The sequence below is a fragment of the Pseudomonas sp. LBUM1663 genome (assembly GCF_059695905.1).
Genome location: NZ_CP166792.1, coordinates 5,466,263 through 5,486,452 on the forward strand (window position 1 = coordinate 5,466,263; position 20,190 = coordinate 5,486,452).

Genomic DNA, 20,190 nt, shown 5'->3' on the forward strand with positions numbered 1-20,190 from the left:
CTACCTCAGCTTCAGGGTGGCAAGGCCGACCAATACGAGAATCACGGTGATGATCCAGAAACGGACGATCACACGCGGCTCAGGCCAGCCCTTGAGTTCAAAGTGGTGGTGAATCGGTGCCATGCGGAACACACGGCGACCGGTCAGCTTGAAAGAAGCAACTTGGATAACGACGGACAGGGTTTCCATCACGAACACGCCGCCCATGATGAACAGGACGATTTCCTGACGGACGATCACCGCAATGGTGCCAAGGGCTGCGCCCAGCGCCAGTGCGCCGACGTCGCCCATGAAGACTTGTGCCGGGTAGGTGTTGAACCAGAGAAAGCCCAGGCCCGCACCGATCAAGGCACCGCAGAACACGATCAACTCACCGGCGCCCGGAACGTAAGGGATCAGCAGGTATTCGGCGAATTTCACGTTACCGGACAGGTAGCAGAAGATGCCAAGGCCGCCGCCGACCATCACCGTCGGCATGATTGCCAGACCGTCGAGGCCATCGGTCAGGTTGACCGCGTTGCTCGAGCCGACAATCACGAAATAGGTCAGGACGACAAAACCTATGCCCAGCGGAATGCTGTAGTCCTTGAGCATCGGCAGGATCAGGGTGGTTTCCACCGGCGTCGCAGCAGTCATATAAAGGAAGATCGCCGCGCCGAGGCCAAACACCGACTGCCAGAAATACTTCCAGCGGCTCGGCAGGCCTTTGGAGTTTTTCTCGATCACTTTGCGATAGTCGTCGACCCAGCCGATAGCGCCGAACAGCAACGTCACCAGCAACACGGTCCAGACATAACGGTTGCTCAGGTCAGCCCAAAGCAAGGTGCTGACACCGATGGACGACAGAATCAGTGCGCCGCCCATGGTCGGGGTGCCCGACTTGGACAAGTGCGATTGTGGACCGTCGTTGCGAACGGATTGACCGATCTGACGGTTCTGCAACGTGCGGATCATCCACGGGCCATAGCACAGCGACAAAACCAGCGCGGTCAGCACACCGAGGATCCCGCGCAGGGTCAGGTACTGAAAGACCGCGAAGCCTTTGTAGAACTGTTGCAGGTACTCCGCTAACAGCAGCAGCATTAATGTTTCTCCAGGCTGGACCCGCACAAAGCGGCGACGATGTTTTCCATCGCAGCGCTGCGCGAGCCCTTGATCAAAATGGTGGTGTTGGTGTCTTGCTCGGCGCCCAGGGCCTTGATCAGCTCAGCCTGAGTGCTGAAGTGAAAGGCCTGGGGACCGAAAGCGTTCACGGCGTGAGCCATCAATGGCCCGACGGCGTAGAGCGCGGAAACCTTGCCGCGGGCGTACTCGCCCACATCGCGGTGCCCCTGCTCCGCCCAATCGCCCAATTCGCCGATATCTCCGAGCACCAGAACGGTGCGGCCGGAAAAGCCGGCGAGTATATCAACGGCGGCGCACATGGAGGTGGGGTTCGCGTTGTACGTGTCATCGATCACGCGCATGCCGTTAGTGGCCAGTTGCGCGACGGTACGACCCTTGACCGGTTGCACCGCGCCAAGGCCCGTGGCGATGCCGAACAGCGACACGCCCAGAGCATGCGCGGCAGCGGCGGCGGCCATGGCATTGGCGACGTTATGGGTGCCGAGCAGGTTCAGTTGAACGCGCTCCACACCTTCAGGACTGTGCAGGTTGAAAGCCGGGCAACCGCGCGCATCGCGATCCAGGTCGCTGGCGTAGAAGTCGGCGCTTGGGTTGTTCAGGGCGAACGTCAGCACTTTGCGACCGCCTGCACGCGCCTTCCAAATGCCGAACGCCTTGTCGTCAAGATTGAGAACGGCGACGCCATCGGCATCCAGCCCTTCAATGATCTCGCCCTTGGCTTCAACGATTTTTTCCGGCCCGCCGAACTCGCCGACATGGGCGGTCCCGGCGTTGTTGAGCACGGCCACATGTGGCTTGGTCATGCCGACGGTGTAGGCAATTTCGCCAAGACGCGAAGCACCGAGCTCGATGACGGCGGAGGTGTGTTCCGGCGCGAGCTCGAGCAGGGTCAGCGGCGCGCCGAGGTCGTTGTTCAGGTTGCCACGGGTCGCCAGTACCGGACCGCGCGTGCGCAGGATGCTGGCGAGCATTTCCTTGACCGTGGTTTTACCGCTGGAACCGGTGATTGCCGCCACCGGTTGAGTGAACGCGGCACGGTTCATCGCGCCCAGTTGACCCAGCGCCTGACGGGTGTCCTTGACCAGCAGTTGCGGTAACGCGCTGTCGGCGACTTCACGCTCGACCAACGCAGCCACGGCGCCTTTGCTGGCGACGTCGTTCAGATAATCATGACCGTCGAAGCGCGGACCGGTCAGGGCAATAAACAGTTGGCCTGGTTTGATCGCGCGGCTGTCGATGCTGACGCCATCGAACGTGGCATCGGCCGCGATCAATTGTGCATTCAGTGCGCCGGCCAGCTCGCTCAGTTTCAAGGCTTTAAGCATGGGCCACCTCCCACGCGGTCAAGGCGTGATCAGCCTCGACCAGATCGGAGAACGCGTGACGCTCGCCGTTGATTTCCTGATAGTCCTCGTGACCTTTACCGGCCAGGACAATCACGTCATCTGCCGAAGCACTGGCGATCAACTGGGCAATCGCCTGACCACGGCCAGCGACGAAAGTGACTTTATCCACAGCGGTGAAACCGGCGCGGATGTCATCGAAAATCAGCAAAGGATCTTCGGTACGAGGGTTGTCATCGGTGACCAGCACGCCGTCGGCCAGACGCTCGACCACTTCGGCCATCAGCGGACGCTTGCCGCCATCACGATCACCGCCGCAACCGAAGAGGCACAGCAAACGGCCTTTGGCGTGTGGACGCAGGGCCATCAAAACTTTTTCCAGCGCATCCGGGGTGTGGGCGTAATCGACAACAACCAACGGCTGGGTGCCACCACCCAAGCGCTGCATGCGGCCGGCCGGGCCTTCGAGTTTCGGCAGGACCTTGAGAATTTCGTCCAGCGCGTAGTCCAGGCCGAGCAAGGCGCCGACCGCGGCCAGCACGTTGCTCAGGTTGAAACGGCCGAGCAAGGTGCTGCGCAAATGGTGTTCGCCCTGGGGCGTGACCAGCGTGGCGCGAACGCCTTCGTCGTCGAACTGCGCTTCACGGCAATAAAGGTAGGCGCTGGCATCTTCCAGGCTGTAGGTGATCAGGCGCGACTCACGCTTGTCCGCAGCCAGTTGACGGCCGAACTCGTCGTCGAGATTGATCACCCGGCACTTCAAATCGTTCCAGGCAAACAGCTTGGCCTTGGCTTCGCCGTAGGCCTGCATAGTCCCGTGGTAATCGAGGTGATCGCGGGACAGGTTGGTCATCACCGCCACATCGAACGCCAGCGCCGTCACGCGGCCTTGATCCAGGCCGTGGGAGGACACTTCCATGGCGACGGCTTTGGCGCCGGCCTTTTTCAGGTCGGCCAAGGTCGCTTGCACGGCGATCGGGTTCGGCGTGGTGTGCAGGCCACTTTCCAGTGCACCGTAGAAACCGGTGCCCAGGGTGCCGACAATACCGCAATGTTGGCCGAGCAAATCCAGGGCTTGCGCAACCAATTGCGTGACGCTGGTTTTGCCGTTGGTGCCGGTCACGCCGACCAGGTTCAGGTGCCGGCTCGGGTCGCCATAAAAGCGACCGGCGATGTCCGACAGCTGCGCCGCCAGGCCTTTGACCGGAATCAGCGGCACGTCGGTGATCGGCAACACGGTAGCGCCTTCGACTTCGTAAGCCACGGCAGCAGCACCGCGCTGCAAGGCATCGGCGATGTGCGCGCGCCCGTCGAACTTGCCGCCAGGGACGGCGAGAAACAGATCGCCAGCCCGCACGTTGCGGCTGTCCAGGGTCAGCTCGCGGATCAATAGATCGCGGCCGGCGTGGGCGAAAATCTTGTTCAGGCTCAAAGACATTAGCCGCGCCCTCCATTGGCTTTCAGCGGAACGACCGGTGTGGCGTTAGCGGTTTGTGTCGGTGGCAGGTTATCCGGGGTGATGTTCATCAGGCGCAGTGTCCCGGACATCACTTTGCTGAACACCGGCGCAGAGACCAGACCACCGAAATAACCGGCCTTGGTCGGTTCATCGATCACCACCACAATCGCGAAACGCGGATCGCTCATCGGGCCGAAACCGGCGAACAGCGAACGGTAAGAGTTCTCGGCGTAGCCTTTTGTGCCCACCGACGTTTTACGCGCCGTACCCGACTTGCCAGCCACGTGATACGCCGGCACTTGTGCACGGAACACACCGCGAGGGGCTTCGATCACCTGGGTCAGCATGCCTTGCATGGTTTTCGCGACGGCTTCTGGCAGCACTTGCGTGGTTTGCGCGGGCTTGTCGGTTTTAATCAGGGTCAGCGGCGCGAGGCGACCGTTGTTGGCCAGGGCCGAGAAAGCGTGGACCAACTGGATCGCGGTGACGGAAATACCGTAGCCGTAGGACAGCGTGGCGGTTTCTGCCTTGCGCCATTCGCGGTAGTTCGGCAGGTTGCCGACGCGCTCGCCCGGGAAGCCGAGACCGGTATCCTGGCCGAGGCCGACTTTCTGCGCGAGACGGAAGATGGTTTCGCCGCCGATATCGAACGCGACCTTACTCATGCCGACGTTACTGGAATTGATCAGGATGCCGGTCAGGTCGAGCACCGGGCCTTCGGTCTTGGACACGTCCTTGATGGTGTATTTACCAATCTGCAAACTGCCCGGGTATACCTCGACGGTATCGCTCGGCTTCCAGCGACCGGTTTCGATCGCGGCGCTCATGGAGATGGCTTTCATGGTCGAACCCGGCTCGAAAACGTCGATCATGGCCCGGTTGCGCATCATCGCCGGTTGCAGGTTGCGACGGTTGTTCGGGTTGTAGGTCGGCTGGTTGACCATCGCGAGGATCTCGCCGGTCTTCACGTCCATGATCACCAGGCTGCCGGCCTTGGCACCGTTCTCGATGATCGCGTTACGCAGCTCGCGGTTGGCCAGGTATTGCAGACGCAGGTCAATGGACAACGCCAAGGGCTTGCCGGCCTTGGCGTTTTTGGTGACCTGGACATCCTTGATAAGTCGGCCACGCCGATCCTTGATGACCTGTCGCTTGCCGGCGACCCCGGCCAGCCATTCGTCGTAGGCCAGTTCGACCCCTTCTCGACCGTGGTCATCGATGTCGGTAAAGCCGACCATGTGCGCGGTGACTTCACCGGCCGGGTAGAAACGCCGGAACTCTTCGATGCCGTAGACACCCGGTACTTTCAGATCGAGTACAGACTGGCCCTGCTCAGGAGTCAGCCCGCGCACGAGGTAGATGAATTCTTTGTTGGCCTGGGCTTCGAGGCGTTCGGCCAGGGCTTTAGGGTCTTGGCCCAGCGCGGCCGCCAGTGCTGGCCATTTCTCTTTGGCCAGCTGCATTTCCTTGGCATTCGCCCACAGCGTGGTGACCGGGGTACTCACGGCCAACGGCTCGCCGTTACGGTCGGTGATCAGACCACGGTGAGCCGGAATCGGAATGTGACGAACGCTGCGCGCATCGCCCTGACCTTTAAGGAAGGCACGGTCGACAACTTGCAGGTCGATGATGCGCCAGCAAATCGCCGCGACCATGACGCCGAGCAAGCCCAGCACCAGACGGAAACGCCATGGGAACAGTGCGCCTTCGAGTTTCATCATGGCGCCACCATCTGCACTTCAGCCGCGCCTGGGATGCGCATCTTCAGTTGCTCGGTGGCCAGGACTTCGATACGGCTGTGCGCAGTCCAGGTGCTCTGCTCGAGAATCAACCGGCCCCACTCCGCCTGCGCCTTGTCGCGCACGCTCAACTCGGCGTACAACGAGTTCAGCAACTGCCGGTTCCAGTGGGCGCTGTATGACACGCCGATGGCCGACACGAGCACGCCAATAAACAGCAGCAGCATGAAAAAGCTTCCGCCGGGAAGAGGCTTGGCGAAAAGCTTGCTCACCGCAGCTTCTCCGCGACGCGCATGACGGCGCTCCGGGAACGTGGGTTGGCTTTGAGTTCGGCCTCGGAGGCGGACTGCGCTTTGCCATGGATTTTGATGATCGGTTCGAATGCGACGTGACGGACCGGCAGGTTGCGCGGCAGGTTGTCGGCTTCGCCTTTCACCAGTTTGCGCATGAACAGTTTGACGATGCGGTCTTCCAGCGAGTGGAAGCTGATGACAACCAGGCGGCCGCCGATTTCCAGGCAGTCCAGTGCAGCGTCGAGGCCGGCTTCCAGGTCGCCCAGTTCGTTGTTGACGTGAATACGCAGGCCCTGGAACGCACGGGTGGCAGGGTTCTTGCCCTTTTCCCATGCCGGGTTGGCGACTTTCAGGACTTCAGCCAGGTCGGCCGTGCGCTCAAACGGCTTGATGTCGCGGCGCTCGGCCACGGCACGGGCCATGCGGCCGGAGAAACGCTCTTCGCCGTATTCCTTGAACACCCGGGCGATTTCTTCCACCGGTGCGGTGTTGACGAATTCGGCAGCACTGATCCCGCGGGACGGGTCCATGCGCATGTCCAGCGGGCCATCATTAAGGAAACTGAAGCCGCGTTCAGGGTCGTCGAGCTGTGGCGAAGACACGCCCAGGTCGAGCAAAACCCCGCTGACCTTGCCGTGCAGGCCGCGTTCGGCCACTTCCGAACCGAGCTCGGCAAAGCTGCGTTGCACAACGACAAAGCGGCCGTCTTCGGCCGCTAGCGTTTGCCCGGTGGCAATCGCTTGAGGATCTTTGTCGAATCCGAGGACCCGGCCATCGGGACCGAGCTGGCTCAGGATCAACCGACTGTGCCCGCCGCGCCCGAACGTACCGTCCAGATAGCAGCCATCAGGACGTACCGCGAGAGCCTCCACGGCTTCGTCAAGCAGTACGGTGATGTGGTTAAAGCCGCTATCAATAGTCACAGGATCAAATCACGCAGTTCATCAGGCATGGCGCCCGGTTGTTGAATAGCAGCCAGGTCAGCGGCAGAAACCGCATCCCAGGCATCCTCGTCCCACAATTGGAACTTGTTCAGTTGGCCTACCAACATCGCGCGCTTATCCAACTTGGCATATTCACGAAGACGCGGTGGAACCAGAAAACGACCACTGCCATCGAGCTCGAGGTCGACGGCATTACCAATCAGTAAACGTTGCAGGCGGCGGTTCTCTTCGCGAAGCGAAGGCAGTGCGCGCAGTTTGGTTTCGATAATTTCCCACTCATCGAGGGGGTAAACACACAAACACGGATCAACGGCATCAATTGTGACGATCAGCTGACCGGAACTACGCGAAACGAGCTCGTCACGGTACCGGCTCGGCATGGCGAGACGGCCCTTTGCGTCGAGACTGATAGCGTTAGCTCCGCGAAACACGTCAGCGTTTCTCCAAATATTAGCGTTTTACGCTCAAAAAACCCACTTCATGCCACTTTCCGCCACTTGCGCACACTATAGGAATGCGGCCACCGCACCGTCAAGGCGCGGTTTAAAGGAAAACCCTTACAGAACTGAGATTTAGGAGGGTAAACGGAGGGGTAACGACAATCTGACAGATGAATTTGTCCGATAACTTGAATCAGCACAGAAGGCTGCGTTCGAAAGTTAAAGTAATTTGTTAAGAGTAAGATTTTTTCGGTATTACGAAAGTGTTCTGGCAACGATTCTGGAAGGAGGGAAAATGCTACTACCAGCGCCCTGCTCAATGATTAAAGCAGGGAGGGGAAAAAAGGTGGAGAGTCGATCTGTAAGCCGGGTTCTGTCTTGAACAGTCATTCGTCTACGATGGCCATCACTGGACATCTTTAGCAACCTACCCGGTCCCAGCGCGGGCCACGCCTTGGGACCCTATTTGGTCTTGCTCCAAGTGGGGTTTACCTAGCCACGAACTGTTGCCAGACGTGCGGTGCGCTCTTACCGCACCTTTTCACCCTTACCGGCGCCGAAGCGCTTAGGCGGTTATTTTCTGTGGCACTTTCCGTAGGCTCACGCCTCCCAGGCATTACCTGGCACTTCGCCCTATGGAGCCCGGACTTTCCTCCCCCCCCTAATTTTCATAGAGGGCAGCGACTGTCCAATCGACTCTCCGCCGCGAAGGTTAACGGCAGAGCGGCCGAAGAACAAGCGCTAAACACCTTTGGCTGCTCCTGTGCGTCGGGTTTTTACTCGCCCTTCTGTTTATCCAGCGCCACCTGATAGAGCACATTCTTGCGCTCACCGGTAATTTGCGCCGCCAATGCCGCTGCACGCTTGAGCGGCATCTCTTCGAGCAACAGGTTGAGGATGCGCATGGCTTCGCTGCTGACCGCGTCCTCTGTCTCGGGTACCGACCAGCCCGCCACCAACACCACGCACTCGCCGCGCTGCTGATTGCTGTCCGACTCGACGAACTCACGCAGCTCGGCCAGCGGCAGGCCCTTGAGGGTTTCGAAGGTTTTGGTGATTTCGCGCGCCAGCAACGCCGGACGCTCGGGACCGAACACCAGCTCCATGTCTTGCAGGCACTCAAGGATGCGATGCGGCGCTTCGTAGAAAATCAGTGTGCGCGGCTCTTCCTTGACCAGCTCAAGACGAGCACGACGACCGACAGCCTTGGCGGGCAGGAAGCCTTCGAAAATGAAACGGTCCGACGGCAATCCCGCCGCCGACAATGCAGCGATCAATGCACAGGCACCCGGTACCGGGACCACATTGATCCCGGCGGCGCGAGCCTGACGCACCAGGTGATAACCCGGATCGGAAATCAGCGGCGTGCCGGCATCGGAGATCAGTGCCACATCGTCGCCCGCCAGCAATCGCGTGATAAAGCGGCTACCTTCGTCGCGCTCGTTGTGTTCATGGCAGGCCGCCAGCGGCGTGGGAATGCCGAAATGTTGCATCAGGCGCTGGGAGTGACGGGTGTCTTCGGCGGCAATCAACGCGACGTCGCGCAGGATCTTCAGCGCACGTGCACTGATGTCGTCCAGGTTGCCGATGGGCGTCGCCACCACATAAAGCGAGCCAGCAGCGGAATTCAAAGCACCTGGAGCAGTCAAAGCGCACACCTCATGATCGGTAAAAGGCGACATTGTAGCGCGTAGCGGCGCTTGCGATCGCCCCGCCCTCCTCGGGTTTTTCAGGCGTTTGTGCAGCGCTGCAACATTTGCACGAGCTAAATTGATCGATTCACGCCAGTAACATCGCGCCCCGGCCAGTGCTTGGGTACAATTCCACGCTAATTTGATCGAGTATCAGGAACACTACATGATCGCTTGCCTGCGGCTGTTCACTGCCCTCTGCCTCGCTGCCTTGCTGGCGGCTTGCGCCAGCTCGCCCTCTTCCAGCCTTGGCGAACTTCCACGGACCCCGGATGCCAGTATCGAGCAACTGCTCGAACAGGCCACCCAAAGCAAGGATCCGGAAAAAGCCGCGCTGTTGCGCCTGAGCGCGGCCGACCTGGCCTATCGCCAAGGCAATGCCGGCCAGTCCGCGCAAATCCTGCAACAGGTTCCGGTGGAACAACTCAAGCCCGGCCAACAGGTCTTCGCCAGCACCCTGGCGGCTGAACTGGCCATGGCGCGCAATCAGCCCAAGGCGGCGTTGACTGCCTTGAGCCATCCGAGCCTGCAACGCCTGAGCGAGTTGCCGGTCGAGCAACAGGTTCGCACCGGCACTGTCCATGCACGCGCCCTTGAGGCCGACGGACAGACGCTGGCGGCTGCGCGGGAGCGCATCTTCATCGCACCCATGCTCGAAGGTGAAGCCGCCGCCAAAAACCACGAAGCGATCTGGACCCTGATCGCCTCGCTGCCAACCGATCAACTACAGCCAACCACCAATGATGATCTCGGTGGCTGGATGGGCCTGGCACTGGCGGTGAAAACCGCTGGCACCCTGGAACAGCAGCAAGCCGCGATCGACAACTGGCGTGCCCAGAATCCTAAGCACCCGGCTGCCATTCAGTTGCCGCTGCCACTGACGAAGCTCAAGGAACTGGCCAGCCAGCCCCTGAGCAAGATCGCCCTGCTGTTGCCGCAAGACGGCCCGCTGGCCTCGGTCGGCAAAGCACTGCGCGAAGGTTTCATGGCTGCTCACTACCAGGCTCAACAAGCCGGGCAGAAGCCGCCTGCCATTGAGTTCTATGACAGCTCGCGCCTGACCTCGATGGACGAGTTCTACCGCAAGGCCCAGGCCGATGGCGTGCAACTGGTGGTCGGTCCGCTGGAAAAACCGCTGGTCAAACAGCTCAGCGCTCGCCCGCAACTGCCGATCACCACCCTGGCGCTGAACTACAGCGAAGGTGAACAAGGTCCGGCCCAGCTGTTCCAGTTTGGTCTGGCCGCTGAAGACGAAGCCCGTGAAGTGTCTCGTCGTGCTCGCGCCGACGGCCTGCATCGCGCCGCCATCATGGTGCCGAAAGGCGAATGGGGCGATCGCGTGCTGAGAGCGTTCAGCCAGGATTGGCAAGCTAACGGCGGCAGCATCGTTGCGACCGAGCGCGTTGACCAACCGGTTCAACTGGCCCAGCAGATTGCCGACATGTTCCAGCTGCGCCAGAGCGAAGGTCGCGCCAAGAGCCTGCAAAGCACCGTTGGCTCGCAGGTAGCAGCCCAGCCTTCGCGCCGCCAGGACATCGAATTCATCTTCCTCGCCGCGACGCCGCAACAGGCCCAGCAGATCAAACCGACCCTGAACTTCCAGTACGCGGGTGATGTGCCGGTTTACGCCACGTCCCACGTATTCAGTGCCAGCGGCGACGTGAATCAGTACAACGACATGAACGGTATTCGCTTCTGCGAAACCCCATGGTTGCTGGACGCCAATGATCCGCTGCGTAAACAGGTCACCGCACAATGGCCACAAGCCGGCGGCAGCCTCGGCCGCCTGTACGCAATGGGCGTGGATGCGTATCGCCTGGCGCCGCGACTGGGCCAACTCAAGGCATTGCCGGACAGCCGCATTGAAGGCCAGTCGGGCAGCCTGGGCATGACTCAGAACCAGCGTGTGGTGCGCCAGTTGCCGTGGGCACAGTTCGTCAGCGGTCAGGTTCAACGCCTGCCGGATACCCCGCGCTGATGCCTGACAGGTCACGCCAGCAAAGCGGCAAGGATGCCGAGCGCCATGCGCTCGAGCATCTTCAACAACGGGGTCTGCGCCTGCTGGCGCAGAACTGGTTGTGTAAACGCGGCGAGCTTGATCTGGTCATGCTTGATGGCGATACAGTAGTATTCGTTGAAGTCCGCTACAGAAAAAACACCCAATGGGGTGGAGCGCTCGACAGCATCGATGGGCGCAAACGGCAGAAACTGATTTTCGCCGCGCAGTATTTTCTTCAGCGCGAGTCGCGTTGGGCCAATTCCCCCTGCCGCTTCGACGTGGTTGCCATCGACAGCAACCTCGATCAGTTGAACTGGTTGCAGAATGCCTTCGATAGCTGATCGCCTGCGCCCCGAAGCGGACACCAATACCCAACACTTTTGCTCTTTGCTTTGCGGGCTGCACATTCATGTGCCGAGTAGCCGCGCTAATTAAGGTCACACAGATGGACATGCAATCCCGAATTCGCCAGCTTTTTCAGGCCAGTATCGACACCAAGCAAATGGCGATGGACGTACTTGCACCGCACATCGAGCAAGCCAGCCAGGTGATGGTCAACGCCCTCCTCAATGAGGGCAAAATGCTTTCCTGCGGCAACGGCGGCTCCGCCGGTGATGCCCAGCACTTTTCGTCCGAACTGCTCAACCGCTTCGAGCGCGAACGTCCGAGCCTGCCCGCCATTGCGCTGACCACCGACAGCTCGACGATCACCTCAATCGCCAACGACTACAGCTACAACGAAATTTTCTCCAAACAGATCCGCGCCCTCGGCCAACCGGGTGACGTATTGCTGGCGATTTCCACCAGCGGCAACTCGGCGAACATTATTCAAGCGATCCAGGCCGCACATGATCGCGAAATGATTGTCGTAGCATTGACCGGTCGCGATGGCGGCGGCATGGCGTCGTTGCTATTGCCCGAGGACGTCGAGATTCGCGTACCGGCCAACGTCACCGCACGTATTCAGGAAGTCCACCTGCTGGCGATCCATTGCCTTTGCGATTTGATCGACAGCCAACTGTTCGGGAGTGAAGAATGACCCCTAATCGCCTAGGCCTTCTGGCCTTGACCCTGTGCCTCGGCATCAGCGGCTGCACTTCGGTGGTTAAAGCCAGCCGTGAAGCACCCATTGAAGATGACCGCGGTACGCGCACCTTCGGCAGCAAGATCGATGACTCCCTGATCGACACCAAGGTCGGCGTGAACGTCGCCAAGGCCGATCCTGCCCTGGACAACGATTCGCACATCGTCGTCACCAGCTTCAACGGCGTCGTGCTGCTCGCCGGACAAACACCCACTGCCGAGCTCAAGGCCAAGGCCGAACAGGCTGCCGCCGCGGTCCAGCGCGTGAAGAAGGTGCATAACGAACTGCAGGTCCTGCCACCCTCCGGCTTCCTTGCCCGCCAGAACGACACCTGGCTGACCTCCAAGATCAAGACCCAGATGCTCACCGACCCGAACATCCCGGGGTCGCGCATCAAGGTCGTCACCGAGAACGGTATCGTCTACCTGTTGGGTCTGCTGACCAAGCAGGAAGCGGCGCAGGCCACCAATCTGGTGCAGAGCGTTTCCGGTGTGCAGAAGATTGTGAAGTTGTTTGAATACATCGACTGATCCCCTTGGGGGAGCAGGCACAAAAAAGGCGATCCTTGCGGATCGCCTTTTTTATTACTTCACCACTTTCAAACTGGGTCGACCGCTGGGGCGCGGCGGCTCGCTGTCGGGCGGCGGAATATCATCATCCGGCTCGATCTCTTCCTCGTCTTCCATAGGCGATTCCAGATCGAACACCATGCCCTGACCATTCTCCCGGGCGTAAATGCCCAGGATAGATGCGATAGGCACGTACAGAGTGTGCGGCACGCCACCGAAGCGCCCTTCGAAGCTGACCGCCTCGTTGTCCATGTGCAGATGACGCACGGCAGCCGGTGATACGTTCAGGACAATCTGTCCGTCACTGGCAAAACCCTGAGGCACCTGCACCGACGGATACTCGGAATTGACCAGCATGTGCGGGGTGCAATCGTTGTCCACAATCCACTCGTAGAGCGCGCGGACCAGATAAGGTCGACTGGAGTTCATAGCGGCTCCTTAAGCCTTAGCGCATATCGCGTTCGACACCAGACAGACTCGCCTGGAAAGCCTCACGCGCAAACGAGCGCTCCATATAATCAAGCAGCGGCTTGGCAGGCCGCGGCAGTTCAATACCCAAAATCGGCAAACGCCAGAGTATTGGCAATAGGCAGCAATCCACCAGACTTTGTTCCTCACTGAGGAAAAACGGCTTGTCGGCGAACAATGGCGACACGCCAGTCAGGCTTTCACGCAGCTCTTTACGAGCCACGACGCGGGCGGCTTCCTTGGACCGGGAATCCAGGATCAGATCCACCAGACCACACCAGTCACGCTGAATACGATGAATCAGCAGACGGCTGTTGGCACGCGCCACAGGATAAACCGGCAGCAAGGGCGGGTGCGGGTAACGCTCATCCAGATATTCCATCACCACGGTCGACTCCCACAACGCCAGGTCACGATCGACCAGGGTGGGCAGACTTCCGTAAGGGTTCACTTCAATCAGTTTAGGCGGCTGGCGACCAGCTTCCACGTAAATGATCTCTGCGCTGACACCCTTCTCTGCAAGTACGATGCGTACTCGGTGGGAATAGTGGTCGGCGGGGTCGGAGTAACAGGCCAACCGATTGGTCACGCCCATGGCGGTCCTCCTCGCTTGTTGAAATTATCGGAAGCGGAAAAACGCACGCGCCCAGAAGACGCCTCCCGTAACGTCTGGATCACCAGACTCGTTACACCTTAAGAGACGCCCCTGGGCGCGTGCGATCAACAGCAATTGCTTACAGCTTTATCAATGGACGTCTTTCCAGTATTCACGCTTGAGCAAGTAAGCGAATACGAAGAAGAACGCCAGGTACAGCAACACATAGGTACCGATGCGCTGATGCTGCAGCTTCACCGGGTTGGCCGAGTAGGCCAGGAAGGTCACCAGATTCTTGACCTTCTCGTCGAACTGCTCTGCGTTCAGCGTGCCGGTTTTCGGCAGCACGGTCAGCTGGTCACACGCCTCATGAGTCAGAGCCGTACCGGTCAGCGGATCGTATTGCTTCTTGCCGTCTTCGACGATTTGAACTTGTTTGCAGCCTACCACCTGGCGACCCTGCAGGCCGACCAGAACGTTAGGCATCCCGACGTTCGGGAAGACCTTGTTGTTCACACCCCAGGGACGCGACGGATCTTCATAGAACGAACGCAGGTAACCGTAGAGCCAGTCAGTACCACGAACGCGAGCGACCAGGGTCAGGTCGGGCGGCGCCGCACCGAACCAGGTCTTGGCGTCTGCCGGCTGCATGCCGATATTCATGTGGTCGCCAATCTTGGCGCCGGTGAACACCAGCTTCGAGAGCATCAGGTCATGCGGGATGCCCAGGTCATCGGCAACACGCTCGTAGCGCTGGAACTTGGCGCTGTGGCAGCCCATGCAGTAGTTGGCGAATGTACGCGCGCCGTCCTGCATGGCCGCTTTGTCAGAAACGTCGATGTCGACTTTTTCCAGCTCGGGACCACCGTGTTCGGCCGCGAAGGACAGGACAGGCATGGCAGCAAGAATCAGTACAGCAAATAGCTTTTTCATCAGCCAGTCACCCTTTCCGGAACCGGTTTGGTCTTCTCGAGCCTGGTGTAGAACGGCATCAGAATGAAGTAGGCGAAGTACAGGAAAGTACAGACCTGCGACAGCAATGTACGGCCCGGAGTCGGCGCCAGAACACCCAGCACACCCAGGATCACGAACGAGATGCAGAATACCCAGAGCCAGATCTTGCTCAGCCAGCCTTTGTAGCGCATCGACTTGACGGGGCTGCGATCCAGCCACGGCAGGACGAACAGCACAGCGATGGCCGCGCCCATGGCGATAACGCCCAGGAGCTTGTCCGGAACCGCCCGCAGAATCGCGTAGAACGGTGTGAAGTACCAGACCGGCGCGATGTGTTCAGGGGTCTTGAAAGCGTTCGCCACTTCAAAGTTCGGCTTCTCGAGGAAGTAGCCGCCCATTTCCGGGAAGAAGAACACGATCGAGCAGAAGATAAACAGGAACACCACCACGCCGACGATATCTTTCACGGTGTAGTAAGGGTGGAAGGCAATGCCATCCAGCGGTACGCCGTTTTCGTCTTTGTGTTTCTTGATGTCGACGCCGTCAGGGTTGTTCGAGCCGACTTCGTGCAACGCCAGAACGTGCAGCACCACCAGACCGAGAATCACGATCGGCAGGGCAACTACGTGCAGGGCGAAGAAGCGGTTCAGGGTGATACCGGAAATCAGGTAGTCACCACGGATCCACTGGGTCAGGTCGTTGCCGATGACCGGGATCGCACCGAACAGCGAGATAATCACCTGGGCACCCCAGTAGGACATCTGGCCCCACGGCAGCAGGTAACCCATGAAGGCTTCAGCCATCAGCGCCAGGTAGATCAGCATCCCGAAGACCCACACCAGCTCACGCGGCTTCTGGTACGAACCGTAGAGCAAGCCACGGAACATGTGCAGATAGACCACGATGAAGAACGCCGAAGCGCCAGTGGAGTGCAACAGACGCAGGATCGAGCCGTACTCGACGTCGCGCATGATGTATTCGACGGAAGCAAACGCTTCTTCCGCCGACGGGGTGTAACTCATGGTCAGCCAAACACCGGTAACGATCTGGTTGACCAGAACGAGCAGTGCCAGGGAGCCAAAGAAATAGAAGAAGTTAAAGTTCTTCGGGGCGTAGTATTTGCTGAGATGGTCTTCCCACATTTTGGTCGCGGGAAAGCGCGCATCAACCCAATCCATGAACTTGCTCATCACGCTTTCTCCGTATCGACGCCAATGACAATGATGTCATCGGTCTCATAGGAATGCGGGGGAACTGGCAGGTTCAAAGGCGCAGGTTGCGACTTGTAGACGCGGCCAGCCAGATCGTAGTGGGAACCGTGGCAAGGGCAGAAATAACCACCTACCCAGTCCTTGCCCAGATCCGCAGGTGCCACTTCTGGACGGAAGGTCGGTGAGCAACCCAGGTGCGTGCAGATACCGATCAGCAGCAGAACTTCTGGCTTGATCGAACGCGTTTCCGGGTCGACATAGGTCGGTTGTGTCGAGTTCTTGGAGGTCGGGTCAGACAGCTGGCCCTCGATCTTTTTCAGATTCCCCAGGATTTCCTCGGTACGGCGGACAATGAACACCGGCTGACCGCGCCACTCAGCAATCATCTGCTGACCTGGTTCGATTTTGCTGACATTCACTTTCACCGGTGCACCTGCGGCTTTCGCCTTGGCACTGGGAAACCATGACCCCACGAACGGGACCGCAGCCCCCACCGCTCCTGCAGCACCCACCACGGATGTGGCTGCTACCAAGAAGCGACGCCGGCCTGCATTCACGCCGTCATTGCTCATTCAGTCCTCTCCCATCAGCTTTGTGGCCTGTTAAATCAGGCGTCTACTAAGTAAAAATCTGAACTTATAAAAATTTTGCCGAATGGTAATGAAAAGCCCCAATTCTGACAAGGTAATTACCGAGGGGCTTCACTGCCAAGCCTTGCAGTATAGGGCTTCTACGGCTGTGGCAAGTTGTCACAGCGCAATTCTTTAATAAATCGCGCCCATAAAAAAACGCCCAGCTTCGCGAGGAAACTGGGCGTTCTTTTTGAACGTGGAAGCGAATTAACGCTTCGAGTACTGCGGACGCTTACGCGCTTTACGCAGACCAACTTTCTTACGTTCAACTTCACGAGCATCGCGAGTAACGAAGCCAGCTTTGCGCAGAGCGCCACGCAGGGTTTCGTCGTACTGCATCAGTGCGCGAGTGATACCGTGGCGGATTGCGCCAGCTTGACCACTTACACCACCACCGATCACGGTGACGTAGATGTCGAATTTCTCGACAGTCTCAGTCAGTTCCAGCGGCTGACGAACTACCATGCGGGCAGTTTCGCGGCCGAAGAAATTTTCCAGGGTGCGGTTGTTGATGGAGATGTTACCAGTACCCGGACGCAGGAAAACGCGTGCGGTTGCGGTCTTGCGACGGCCAGTGCCGTAATTTTGAGTCGCCGACATAATGAACTATTCCGTTAAAACTTCAGTTCTTGGGGCTGCTGAGCAGTATGAGGGTGTACAGCGCCCGCATAGACTTTCAGCTTACGATACATGTCGCGACCCAGCGGGTTCTTAGGCAGCATGCCTTTGACCGCGGTCTCGATCACGCGCTCAGGGGCCTTGGCGATCAGCTTTTCGAAGTTGATCGACTTGATGCCGCCCGGGAAACCGGAGTGGGAGTAGTAGATTTTGTCGGTGGTTTTAGCACCGGTTACACGAATCTGCTCGGCATTGATAACGACGATGTAATCGCCGGTGTCAACGTGAGGAGTGTACTCAGCTTTATGCTTGCCACGCAGACGGCTCGCGATTTCGGTGGCCAGACGACCCAGGGTCTGACCTGCAGCGTCGACGACAAACCAGTCGCGCTGTACTGTTTCCGGTTTAGCAGTAAAAGTTTTCATTCTTTATAGCCTCAGGGGCCGCCCTGTAAATTAGACGGCGGATCTTACTGAATAGTGCGTACTTTGACAAGTCAAAGGCAGCCGGATACAGACGCTTTCGGGGGCTCGGGTCGGCGCGTCCGTTCAACGGCAAGATTCTTCGGCGGCGGCGCATCACTTCCACTGCAGAAAGAGGTGCGCAATTATGCAGATTGCGAAAAATAATTCAACCTGCTTTTATGATTGTTTTGCCCAAGGAGCACCCGATGGACTATCGCCAGCTAGGCCGAACCAATCTGAACGTGAGTGCCATCTGCCTCGGAACCATGACCTGGGGCGAGCAAAACACTGAAGCTGAAGCCTTCGCCCAGATCGAACGGGCCAAGGACGCCGGGATCAATTTCATCGACACCGCCGAAATGTACCCGGTGCCGCCGAAGGCCGAAACCTACGCCACCACCGAGCGCTACATCGGCAATTACTTCAAAAGTCGCGGTGATCGCGCCGACTGGATACTGGCTAGCAAGATCGCCGGTCCCGGCAACACCATCGATTACATCCGCGATAAAAACCTGCGGCACAACCGCCAGCACATCACCGAAGCCGTGGACGCCAGCCTAAAGCGCCTGCAAACCGACTACATCGACCTCTATCAGTTGCACTGGCCGGAACGCAGCACCAACTTCTTCGGTCAGCTGGGCTACAAACACAAGATCGAAGCCAATCTGACGCCGCTGGAGGACACCCTCGAAGCGCTGGACGAGCAGGTCAAGGCCGGCAAGATCCGCCACATCGGTCTGTCCAACGAAACGCCATGGGGCACCATGCGTTTCCTCGCCCTGGCCGAAGCCCGTGGCTGGCCGCGCGCGGTGTCGATCCAGAACCCGTACAACCTGCTCAACCGCAGCTTCGAAGTCGGCCTGGCGGAAATCGCCATCCGCGAACAGTGCGGCCTGCTCGCCTATTCGCCGCTGGCGTTCGGTTTCCTGTCGGGCAAGTACGAAGGTGGCGCGCGCCCACCAAAAGGCCGCCTGAGCCTCTACAGCCGCTTCAGCCGCTATTTCAACCCGCAATCGGAAGCAGCGTGCAGTCGTTATGTCGCGCTGGCCCGGGAACACGGCCTGGACCCGGCGCAGATGGCGCTGGCGTTTGTCACCCAACAGCCGTTTGTGACCAGCAACATCATCGGCGCCACAACCATGGAGCAGCTTGAAAGCAATTTAGCGAGTTTCGAGCTGAAACTTTCCGATGAAGTGCTGGAGGGGATTGAGGCGATTCACAAGGATCACCCGAATCCGGCGCCTTGATTGATTCATAGGCCCAATCGCGAGCAGGCTCGCTCCCACATTTGATCGCATTCCTCCGGGAGAACGCGGCTAAGTGTGGGAGCGAGCCTGCTCGCGATAGCAGCCTGACCGTCACCGCAAGGTCAAAGTGACCTGGCGATAATCTCCTTCATGATTTCATTGGTCCCCGCATAAATCCGTTGCACCCGCGCATCCGCCCACGCCCGGGCGATCGGGTATTCCCACATGAACCCGTAACCGCCATGCAACTGCACGCATTCGTCGAGCACCTTGCATTGCAGGTCAGTGCCCCAGTACTTGGCCATCGCGGCGGTCGGCACATCCAGCTTGCCTTGCAGGTGCAGTTCCAGGCAGCGATCAACGAAGACCCGGCCGATCTGGATTTCAGTCGCCATCTCCGCCAGCTTGAAGCGCGTGTTCTGGAAATCGGCAATCGCCTTGCCGAACGCCTTGCGCTCACGGGTGTAATCGAGGGTCCATTTCAACGCGGCTTCAGCCGAAGCGAGCCCGCCAATGGCGACGGTGAGGCGCTCCTGAGGCAACTCTTGCATCAGGTAAGCGAAGCCCATGCCCGCCTGCCCCAACAGGTTCTCCTTGGGGACCCGCACGTCCTGGAAGAACAACTCCGACGTGTCCTGAGCCTTCATGCCGACCTTTTCCAGTCGCTTGCCCTTGTCGAAGCCCGGGGTGTCGGCCTCGACCAGAAACAGACTGGTGCCCTTCGCGCCGGCCTTCGGATCCGTCTTGGCCACGACAATCACCAGGTCAGCCAGAAAGCCGTTGGTGATAAAGGTCTTGGAGCCGTTGATCACGTACTCGTCGCCATCCAGCACGGCGGTGGTTTTCACCCCCTGCAGGTCGGAACCGGCGCCCGGCTCGGTCATGGCAATCGCTGTCACCATCTCCCCGGACACCAGTTTCGGCAGGTATTTGTGCTTCAACGCTTCACTGCCGTAATGCAGGATGTACGGCGCCACAATGTCCGAATGCAGAGAAAAACCGATGCCGGTCAGGCCGAGACGACCGACCTCTTCGATCACCACTGCGCTGTAGAGAAAGTCCGCCCCCAGCCCGCCGTATTCCTCAGGCAGGTGCGAACAAAGCATCCCCGCCTCCCCTGCCTTGTTCCAGAGTTTACGGTCGATGTAGCCTTGTTTTTCCCATTGTCCATGGAACGGCACGGCCTCTTTTTCGAGGAATGTTCGCACGCTGTCGCGAAACAATTCGTGCTCGGAACTGAACAAGGTTCTGGGGATCATGCGGCACCTGTCGTTATTGTTAGAGGGAGTTGTCCTTCAGAGACTAAGCCTCGCAC

21 protein-coding genes and 1 other RNA gene are annotated in these 20,190 nt (G+C 59.2%); 5 read left to right on the forward strand and 17 right to left on the reverse strand.

Annotated features, from left to right (window positions below; all coding sequences use genetic code 11):
- The 9 genes from mraY to rsmI all read right to left on the reverse strand — a co-directional run bounded on the left by mraY (position 1) and on the right by rsmI (position 9,025).
- Positions 1-1,083, reverse strand: a complete 1,083-nt coding sequence (gene mraY, locus ACA075_RS24995; protein ID WP_109634708.1) for a phospho-N-acetylmuramoyl-pentapeptide-transferase — start codon at positions 1,081-1,083, stop codon at positions 1-3.
- Positions 1,083-2,450 (reverse strand): UDP-N-acetylmuramoyl-tripeptide--D-alanyl-D-alanine ligase, encoded by a 1,368-nt coding sequence (locus ACA075_RS25000; protein WP_497296000.1) that lies wholly within the window; start codon positions 2,448-2,450, stop codon positions 1,083-1,085. Before ACA075_RS25000 ends, mraY begins: the two co-directional genes overlap by 1 nt.
- Positions 2,443-3,906, reverse strand: a complete 1,464-nt coding sequence (locus ACA075_RS25005; protein WP_497296002.1) for a UDP-N-acetylmuramoyl-L-alanyl-D-glutamate--2,6-diaminopimelate ligase — start codon at positions 3,904-3,906, stop codon at positions 2,443-2,445. Before ACA075_RS25005 ends, ACA075_RS25000 begins: the two co-directional genes overlap by 8 nt.
- Entirely contained in the window at positions 3,906-5,645 is a 1,740-nt protein-coding gene (locus ACA075_RS25010; RefSeq protein WP_497299331.1) for a peptidoglycan D,D-transpeptidase FtsI family protein, read from the reverse strand. Before ACA075_RS25010 ends, ACA075_RS25005 begins: the two co-directional genes overlap by 1 nt.
- The gene (ftsL, locus tag ACA075_RS25015) at positions 5,645-5,938 is read right to left on the reverse strand and encodes a cell division protein FtsL (RefSeq protein WP_010458132.1); all 294 of its coding nucleotides are present in this window, start codon (positions 5,936-5,938) and stop codon (positions 5,645-5,647) included. Before ftsL ends, ACA075_RS25010 begins: the two co-directional genes overlap by 1 nt.
- A complete protein-coding gene (gene rsmH / locus ACA075_RS25020; RefSeq protein WP_497296004.1) occupies positions 5,935-6,882 on the reverse strand; it encodes a 16S rRNA (cytosine(1402)-N(4))-methyltransferase RsmH in 948 nt (315 codons plus the stop codon). Before rsmH ends, ftsL begins: the two co-directional genes overlap by 4 nt.
- Complete coding sequence (gene mraZ / locus ACA075_RS25025; protein WP_008147486.1) at positions 6,879-7,334, reverse strand: division/cell wall cluster transcriptional repressor MraZ; 456 nt, start codon at positions 7,332-7,334, stop codon at positions 6,879-6,881. Before mraZ ends, rsmH begins: the two co-directional genes overlap by 4 nt.
- Positions 7,335-7,689: 355 nt before the next feature.
- Positions 7,690-8,043, reverse strand: an RNA gene (rnpB, locus tag ACA075_RS25030) — RNase P RNA component class A.
- A 76-nt stretch (positions 8,044-8,119) separates the two neighbouring features.
- Entirely contained in the window at positions 8,120-9,025 is a 906-nt protein-coding gene (gene rsmI, locus ACA075_RS25035) for a 16S rRNA (cytidine(1402)-2'-O)-methyltransferase (protein ID WP_167362276.1), read from the reverse strand.
- Positions 9,026-9,200: 175 nt separating this feature from the next.
- Between rsmI and ACA075_RS25040 the strand changes: the two genes are divergently transcribed.
- The 4 genes from ACA075_RS25040 to ACA075_RS25055 all read left to right on the forward strand — a co-directional run bounded on the left by ACA075_RS25040 (position 9,201) and on the right by ACA075_RS25055 (position 12,647).
- Positions 9,201-11,012 (forward strand): penicillin-binding protein activator, encoded by a 1,812-nt coding sequence (locus tag ACA075_RS25040; protein WP_497296007.1) that lies wholly within the window; start codon positions 9,201-9,203, stop codon positions 11,010-11,012.
- A complete protein-coding gene (locus ACA075_RS25045) occupies positions 11,012-11,374 on the forward strand; it encodes a YraN family protein (RefSeq protein WP_095632531.1) in 363 nt (120 codons plus the stop codon). The genes ACA075_RS25040 and ACA075_RS25045 overlap by 1 nt, the downstream gene beginning before the upstream one ends.
- A 104-nt stretch (positions 11,375-11,478) precedes the next feature.
- Positions 11,479-12,072, forward strand: coding sequence for a phosphoheptose isomerase (locus ACA075_RS25050; protein ID WP_008025961.1), 594 nt, complete (start codon positions 11,479-11,481; stop codon positions 12,070-12,072).
- Entirely contained in the window at positions 12,069-12,647 is a 579-nt protein-coding gene (locus tag ACA075_RS25055) for a BON domain-containing protein (protein WP_010458144.1), read from the forward strand. Before ACA075_RS25050 ends, ACA075_RS25055 begins: the two co-directional genes overlap by 4 nt.
- A gap of 54 nt (positions 12,648-12,701) precedes the next feature.
- Here ACA075_RS25055 and ACA075_RS25060 read toward each other — a convergent pair whose 3' ends face one another.
- From ACA075_RS25060 to rplM, 7 genes are all read right to left on the reverse strand, one after another.
- On the reverse strand, positions 12,702-13,115 hold the full coding sequence (locus ACA075_RS25060; RefSeq protein ID WP_008155980.1) for a ClpXP protease specificity-enhancing factor: 414 nt from the start codon (positions 13,113-13,115) through the stop codon (positions 12,702-12,704).
- Between the two features lie 16 nt (positions 13,116-13,131).
- Positions 13,132-13,749, reverse strand: a complete 618-nt coding sequence (locus ACA075_RS25065; RefSeq protein ID WP_008155978.1) for a glutathione S-transferase N-terminal domain-containing protein — start codon at positions 13,747-13,749, stop codon at positions 13,132-13,134.
- A 150-nt stretch (positions 13,750-13,899) separates the two neighbouring features.
- Positions 13,900-14,682, reverse strand: a complete 783-nt coding sequence (locus ACA075_RS25070) for a cytochrome c1 (RefSeq protein WP_438657753.1) — start codon at positions 14,680-14,682, stop codon at positions 13,900-13,902.
- Entirely contained in the window at positions 14,682-15,893 is a 1,212-nt protein-coding gene (locus ACA075_RS25075; RefSeq protein ID WP_046819000.1) for a cytochrome b, read from the reverse strand. The genes ACA075_RS25070 and ACA075_RS25075 overlap by 1 nt, the downstream gene beginning before the upstream one ends.
- Positions 15,893-16,486: a ubiquinol-cytochrome c reductase iron-sulfur subunit gene (gene petA, locus ACA075_RS25080; protein ID WP_007905300.1), complete on the reverse strand. Its 594-nt coding sequence runs from the start codon at positions 16,484-16,486 to the stop codon at positions 15,893-15,895. The genes ACA075_RS25075 and petA overlap by 1 nt, the downstream gene beginning before the upstream one ends.
- Before the next feature lie 267 nt (positions 16,487-16,753).
- A complete protein-coding gene (gene rpsI / locus ACA075_RS25085; RefSeq protein ID WP_003216038.1) occupies positions 16,754-17,146 on the reverse strand; it encodes a 30S ribosomal protein S9 in 393 nt (130 codons plus the stop codon).
- A 14-nt stretch (positions 17,147-17,160) separates the two neighbouring features.
- Positions 17,161-17,589 carry a 50S ribosomal protein L13 gene (rplM, locus tag ACA075_RS25090; protein WP_007905295.1) on the reverse strand — a complete coding sequence of 143 codons (429 nt, stop codon included), beginning with the start codon at positions 17,587-17,589 and terminating at the stop codon, positions 17,161-17,163.
- Between the two features lie 245 nt (positions 17,590-17,834).
- Between rplM and ACA075_RS25095 the strand changes: the two genes are divergently transcribed.
- Positions 17,835-18,875 (forward strand): NADP(H)-dependent aldo-keto reductase, encoded by a 1,041-nt coding sequence (locus ACA075_RS25095; protein ID WP_497296011.1) that lies wholly within the window; start codon positions 17,835-17,837, stop codon positions 18,873-18,875.
- A 122-nt stretch (positions 18,876-18,997) separates the two neighbouring features.
- On the opposite strand, the gene ACA075_RS25100 is transcribed toward ACA075_RS25095, so the two are convergent.
- Entirely contained in the window at positions 18,998-20,134 is a 1,137-nt protein-coding gene (locus ACA075_RS25100) for an acyl-CoA dehydrogenase family protein (protein ID WP_219094412.1), read from the reverse strand.
- Positions 20,135-20,190: the final 56 nt, after the last annotated feature.

Bases quoted from the DNA above. Each gene is read 5' to 3' on its own strand.
- mraY (WP_109634708.1), bottom strand. From the start codon at position 1,083: ATGCTGCTGCTGTTAGCGGAGTACCTGCAACAGTTCTACAAAGGCTTC.
- ACA075_RS25045 (WP_095632531.1), top strand. From the start codon at position 11,012: ATGCCTGACAGGTCACGCCAGCAAAGCGGCAAGGATGCCGAGCGCCAT.
- ACA075_RS25000 (WP_497296000.1), bottom strand. From the start codon at position 2,450: ATGCTTAAAGCCTTGAAACTGAGCGAGCTGGCCGGCGCACTGAATGCA.
- rsmI (WP_167362276.1), bottom strand. From the start codon at position 9,025: ATGTCGCCTTTTACCGATCATGAGGTGTGCGCTTTGACTGCTCCAGGT.
- rpsI (WP_003216038.1), bottom strand. From the start codon at position 17,146: ATGTCGGCGACTCAAAATTACGGCACTGGCCGTCGCAAGACCGCAACC.
- ACA075_RS25075 (WP_046819000.1), bottom strand. From the start codon at position 15,893: ATGAGCAAGTTCATGGATTGGGTTGATGCGCGCTTTCCCGCGACCAAA.
- ACA075_RS25100 (WP_219094412.1), bottom strand. From the start codon at position 20,134: ATGATCCCCAGAACCTTGTTCAGTTCCGAGCACGAATTGTTTCGCGAC.
- ACA075_RS25040 (WP_497296007.1), top strand. From the start codon at position 9,201: ATGATCGCTTGCCTGCGGCTGTTCACTGCCCTCTGCCTCGCTGCCTTG.
- ACA075_RS25050 (WP_008025961.1), top strand. From the start codon at position 11,479: ATGGACATGCAATCCCGAATTCGCCAGCTTTTTCAGGCCAGTATCGAC.
- petA (WP_007905300.1), bottom strand. From the start codon at position 16,486: ATGAGCAATGACGGCGTGAATGCAGGCCGGCGTCGCTTCTTGGTAGCA.
- ACA075_RS25005 (WP_497296002.1), bottom strand. From the start codon at position 3,906: ATGTCTTTGAGCCTGAACAAGATTTTCGCCCACGCCGGCCGCGATCTA.
- ACA075_RS25065 (WP_008155978.1), bottom strand. From the start codon at position 13,749: ATGGGCGTGACCAATCGGTTGGCCTGTTACTCCGACCCCGCCGACCAC.
- rplM (WP_007905295.1), bottom strand. From the start codon at position 17,589: ATGAAAACTTTTACTGCTAAACCGGAAACAGTACAGCGCGACTGGTTT.
- ACA075_RS25055 (WP_010458144.1), top strand. From the start codon at position 12,069: ATGACCCCTAATCGCCTAGGCCTTCTGGCCTTGACCCTGTGCCTCGGC.
- ACA075_RS25095 (WP_497296011.1), top strand. From the start codon at position 17,835: ATGGACTATCGCCAGCTAGGCCGAACCAATCTGAACGTGAGTGCCATC.
- ACA075_RS25070 (WP_438657753.1), bottom strand. From the start codon at position 14,682: ATGAAAAAGCTATTTGCTGTACTGATTCTTGCTGCCATGCCTGTCCTG.
- ACA075_RS25060 (WP_008155980.1), bottom strand. From the start codon at position 13,115: ATGAACTCCAGTCGACCTTATCTGGTCCGCGCGCTCTACGAGTGGATT.
- ACA075_RS25010 (WP_497299331.1), bottom strand. From the start codon at position 5,645: ATGAAACTCGAAGGCGCACTGTTCCCATGGCGTTTCCGTCTGGTGCTG.